Origin of the sequence: uncultured Aquincola sp., assembly GCF_964001545.1 — a bacterium.
Classification (GTDB): Bacteria; Pseudomonadota; Gammaproteobacteria; order Burkholderiales; family Burkholderiaceae_C; genus Aquincola.
In genome coordinates, this window is record NZ_CAXFDV010000114.1 from 1 (window position 1) to 4,648 (window position 4,648).

Here is a 4,648-nt window from a genome sequence, read left to right on the forward strand (position 1 = left end):
CTGGCCGTAGCGGTCGGGCGCGGTCAGGGTGTTCACCACCTCCTGCGCCAGCGCGGCATGAAAGGCTTCGAGCAGCCCCAGTGCCTGCATGCGCTCGGCCGCGAAGCGGGCGGTTTCAGCAGCGGCGATCTCGGCGCAGTCGGCCGCCGGTGCGCCCACGCGGGCGGCCAGGCGGGCCAGAAGTTCGGTGTCCACTTCGGCGCGGTTGGCGTGGGTGATGGTCTCGCCCTGGGCGATCTTGGTGAGCTTGCCCACCATGCCGCCGATGACCACCTGGCCGATGCCCTGTGCCACCGCTTCATCGAGCGCATAGCGCAGGAAGTCGCCCATCTGCACGAAGGCGGCGGGCGGCAGCTCGGGGTGTTCACGCATCGCGAACTGCTCGGTGCGGCCGCCGGTGGTCAGCACCACCACGCTGCGGCCGGTTTGCGCGGCCAGCGTGGCCGCCACCTGCACACCCTGCACCACGCTGGCCCGGTAGGCCGAGGTGCTGTAGGGCTTGACGATGCCGGTGGTGCCCAGGATGGAGATGCCGCCCAGGATGCCCAGCCGGGCGTTCAGCGTCTTGCGCGCCATCTCCACGCCCTGCGGCACCGAGATGCACACTTCCAGCCCGTCGTGCAGCAGCAGTTCTTCCCCCACCGCGCGCACGTTGTCTTCGATGTTGCGGCGGGGCACCGGGTTGATGGCCGGGCCGCCGACGGCCAGCCCCAGGCCGGCCATGGTGACGGTGCCCACGCCCGGCCCTCCGGTCAGCTGCACCACGCCGGCCTGGCCGGGCAGGCGGCGCAGGTCGGCCGTGAGGTGGGCGCCGTCGGTGCAATCGGGGTCGTCGCCCGCGAACTTCACCACCATGGCATGGGCGCTGTGGGCATCGCAGCGGCCGTCGTGCACCTCGAAGCGCACGGTGTCGCCATTGGGCAGCAGGCAGTCGATGTGGGGCGGCACGGCGCCTTCCACCAGGCCGATGGCCGCCGCCCGCGCCGCCGCGGCCGAGCACGCGCCGGTGGTGAAACCGGTGCGGGTGCCGCGGGGCTTGGCGCCATCTTTCATCCGCGTTCTTCGGCCTCGGCCAGCGACAGCAGCGCATGCAGCGCCGCCACCACCAGCGTGGAGCCGCCCTTGCGGCCGCGGATCACGATCCAGGGCACGTCGGCCAGCTCGGCCAGCGCGTCCTTCGACTCGGCGGCCGAGACGAAGCCCACCGGCATGCCCACCACCAGCGCCGGGCGCACGCCTTCTTCACGCACCAGCCGCACCAGCTCCAGCAGCGCGGTGGGGGCATTGCCGATGCCGACGATGCCACCTTCCAGCAGCCCCTGCCGCCAGGCCTTGCGCATGGCCTGCACCGCACGGGTGCTGTTCTCGGCCCGGGCCTGGGCGATGACGTCTTCATCGCTGATGAACTGGTGCGCCGCCATGCCGAAGTGGGCCAGCCGAGGCTTGCTGAGGCCCGAGCAGATCATCTCCACGTCGGCCACCACCGGCGTGCCGCCGCGGCAGATGGCCGCGATGCCGGCCGCCACCGCCTGCGGGTGGAAGTCGGTCAGGCCGTTGAAGTCGAAGTCGGCGTTGGCATGGATCATCCGCCGCACCACCGGCCACTGGGCACTTGTATAGGCATGTGGGCCCACCTCGGCATCGATGATGGCGAAGCTGTCGTGCTCGATGGCCTGGCCGGCCGGCGTGAGCTGCTCGGTGACGGTGTTGACGGTGCTCATCGGCGCTCAGGCGGGCTGGGGGGCGTGGGGGTGCTCGTGCGCATGGTGGTGCGCATGGTCGTGCGCGTGCACATGCTCATGGGCATCAACGAGCACCGGCGCCACTGCGGGCGCATGCGTGTGCGCATGGGTGTGCTCGTGCGAATGCCCATGCCCGGCCTCGTGCGCCAGCTCGCGGAAGCGGCAGCCGTCGCAGGGCAGCTTGCTGTCGGGCACGCCGGCCAGCAGGTCGGCCACCCGTTGCTCCAGCAGCGCGAAGATCTCCGGCTCGAAGCCGAAATGCGTACCGCCGTGGAAGCGCACCTGCGGATATTGCTGCTGCAGGTGGGCCACCTGGCGGTGGATGCGCTCCATCAACGTGCCGGTGTACAGGTAGTAAGGCAGCACCACCACCTGGCGCATGCCCAGCAGCACCTGCCGCTGCACCACCCGCTCCAGCCGCGGCCAGGCGATTCCGGTGAAGGCGAGCTCCACCAGCTCATGGTCGCCCGACTCGAACAGCCAGCGCGCCATCTTGGCCATGTCGCCATTGGCGCCGCGGTCGGAAGAACCGCGGCCCAGCAGCACCACGCCGGTGGTGGTGGGGTCGGGCATGTCCAGCGCCAGCATCGCGCGACGCAGCCGCCGCTGCAGGATGGTGAGGATGGGGTCGCAGGCCGTCAGGTGCGGGCCGTACAGGAACTCCACGCCCGGCGCATGTTCACGCGCATGCTCGATGGCCTCGGGGATCTCCATCTTCACGTGGCCGGCGGCGTTCAAGATCAGCGGCAGCACCAGCACCCGCTGCGCGCCGCGGGCGGCCGCCACCAGGCCGTCGTGCAGGCTGGGCGGCGCAAACTCGATGAAGCACAGCTCGATGCGCCAGCCCGGCTGCCGCGCGCGCCATTGCGCGACGAACTGGCGGATTTCTTCGTTGCCGCTGTCTTCGCGCGAGCCATGGCCCACCAGCAGCACGGTGGTGTGGGCATCCAGGTGGATGGGGTTGTCGGTCATCTCAGGCCTCCGGCGCGCTGGCGCGGCGAAAACGGTGGGTGAAGGCGGCGTCGTACAGCCGCGACTTGGTGAGTTCGGGCCAGTGGCGCGCGCCCAGCGTGGGGCTGGCGATCACCATGGCCTGGCTGACGATGCCGGCCTCCCGGCACAGCTGCTTGATGGTGGCCACGGTGCCGCGCACGATGCGTTGCTGCCCCGGCCAGCTGGCCTTGTGCACCACCAGCACGGGGGCGTCTTCCGGCCAGCCGGCGGCGCGCAGCCCGGCTTCCACCTTGTGCAGCAATGTGATGGACAGGAAGATGCACAGCGTGCTGCGGTGCGCGGCCAGCGCGGCCAGGTCTTCCCCTTCGGGCATGGGCGTGCGGCCCTCCACCCGGGTGAAGATGGTGGTCTGCGTGACCTCAGGCAGGGTGAAGCTTTCCACCGCGGCGGCGGCCGAGGCCATGGCCGACGACACGCCCGGCACCACGCCGATGGGGACGCCGGCCGCGTCCAGCGGCTGCACCAGCTCGATCAACGTGCCGTACAGCGCAGGGTCGCCGGTCTGCAGCCGCAGTACGGTGGCGCAGCGGCCGGCCTGCTCGATCAGCCAGGCCGACATCTCGTCCAGCGTCATGCCCTTGCTGTCGGCGATCACGCAGCCGGGCGGCGCCCAGCGCGTGGCCGCTTCATCCACCAGCGAGCCAGCGAACAGGATGGCGCCCGCCTGCTGGATCAACGTCCGGCCCTTGACGGTGATCAACTCCGGATCACCGGGGCCGGCACCGACGAACCACACCGTGCCCGGCATGCTCAAGCGGCGGTCAGCCGTTCGTCGAAGCAGGCACGGGCCCAGCGCTGCATGCGCACCGCCTGCACGCCCTTGACCACCAGCACGGTGAACACCGGCTCCAGCACCACCAACGACAGGTACGAGGCCGCGAACATCGCCCAATCGGCCAGCGGCGTGGCGTCGTTGGCGATGGACAGCCAGAAGCCCACCATCGCGGTGACGCCGGCGTAGTAGGCCGCGTCCAGCTTCAGCACGTCACGCACCGACAGCGCGCCTTGCGCCAGCCGGCGGCCCAGCGTGTGGTGCAGGGCCAGCAGCGGCACCGCCAGTGACAGGAAGTTGACCGACAGGTGCACCAGGTCCTGCGGCTCGAACCACAGGCCTTGCAGCAGCAGGCCCAGGCCGAAGCCGAACAGCGTGGGCAGGCAGCCCAGCAGCAGGTAGATGGGCATGGCGCCGACGAAGTGCAGCTCCGACGGGCCCACCGGCCGGTGGAACGACTGCATGAACAGCGTGAAGAACAGCGCCGCCAGCACCGTGCGCAGCCACAGCTTCGGCTGCTTGAGCCAGGCCGGTGCATGCACGGCCAGCAGGGCCACGGCGGCCACGTTCGCGGCCATCAGCTTGGGGGCGGCCAGCAGGCCGGGTTCGATGTGCATGGGTCTCTCCTCGGGTTGGACAGGTTCAAGGCCGCAGCAGCGCACAGGCCGCCGCGGGGTTGGAAGGGAAGTACGCGTGGAAGTAGCTGGCCGTCAGCCGGCCTTGGCGGAACACCGCCTCACCGGTGCGGCCGGCGCGCGCAGGCCGGGTGGTGGTGAACGGCGCCAGCGGCGTTTCCAGCCGCGAGTAATGGAAGCTGTGGCCGCGCAGCGTGCCTTCGGGCAAGGCCGCTTCATGCAGCCCGATGGCGGCCAGGCGGCTTTGCATCACCGCCTCGCCGGGCAGCAGGCCGGCCATGGGCTGGCGGCGGCCCTGTACGTCGGTCAGGCCTTGCAGCAGGACCAGCAGGCCGCCGCATTCGGCCAGCAGCGGCCGGCCCGCGGCCTGGTGGGCGCGCAAGGCCTGCTGCATCGGCAGGTTGGCGGCCAGCGCGTCCAGGTGCAGCTCGGGGTAGCCGCCGGGCAGCCAGACCGCGTCGCAGGGCGGCAGCGCCGCATCGGCC

The 4,648-nt window shown here is 71.1% G+C and carries 5 protein-coding genes and 1 pseudogene; all 6 read right to left on the reverse strand.

Annotated elements, in window-relative coordinates:
- On the reverse strand, nt 1–1,053 hold a 1,053-nt coding region (locus ABNT58_RS03825), incomplete at its 3' end, for a cobalt-precorrin-5B (C(1))-methyltransferase (protein ID WP_348752189.1).
- Nucleotides 1,050–1,721, reverse strand: a complete 672-nt coding sequence (locus ABNT58_RS03830; RefSeq protein WP_348752190.1) for a precorrin-8X methylmutase — start codon at nt 1,719–1,721, stop codon at nt 1,050–1,052. The genes ABNT58_RS03825 and ABNT58_RS03830, both read right to left, overlap by 4 nt.
- A 6-nt stretch (nt 1,722–1,727) precedes the next feature.
- Nucleotides 1,728–2,714, reverse strand: a complete 987-nt coding sequence (locus ABNT58_RS03835; RefSeq protein WP_348752191.1) for a sirohydrochlorin chelatase — start codon at nt 2,712–2,714, stop codon at nt 1,728–1,730.
- Between the two features lies 1 nt (nt 2,715).
- A complete protein-coding gene (gene cobM / locus ABNT58_RS03840; RefSeq protein WP_348752193.1) occupies nt 2,716–3,504 on the reverse strand; it encodes a precorrin-4 C(11)-methyltransferase in 789 nt (262 codons plus the stop codon).
- A 2-nt stretch (nt 3,505–3,506) separates the two neighbouring features.
- Entirely contained in the window at nt 3,507–4,145 is a 639-nt protein-coding gene (locus ABNT58_RS03845; RefSeq protein WP_348752192.1) for an energy-coupling factor ABC transporter permease, read from the reverse strand.
- Between the two features lie 25 nt (nt 4,146–4,170).
- A pseudogene (locus tag ABNT58_RS03850) lies at nt 4,171–4,648 on the reverse strand (cobyrinate a,c-diamide synthase); the annotation flags it as partial.

Bases quoted from the DNA above. Each gene is read 5' to 3' on its own strand.
- cobM (WP_348752193.1), bottom strand. From the start codon at position 3,504: ATGCCGGGCACGGTGTGGTTCGTCGGTGCCGGCCCCGGTGATCCGGAG.
- ABNT58_RS03830 (WP_348752190.1), bottom strand. From the start codon at position 1,721: ATGAGCACCGTCAACACCGTCACCGAGCAGCTCACGCCGGCCGGCCAG.
- ABNT58_RS03835 (WP_348752191.1), bottom strand. From the start codon at position 2,714: ATGACCGACAACCCCATCCACCTGGATGCCCACACCACCGTGCTGCTG.
- ABNT58_RS03845 (WP_348752192.1), bottom strand. From the start codon at position 4,145: ATGCACATCGAACCCGGCCTGCTGGCCGCCCCCAAGCTGATGGCCGCG.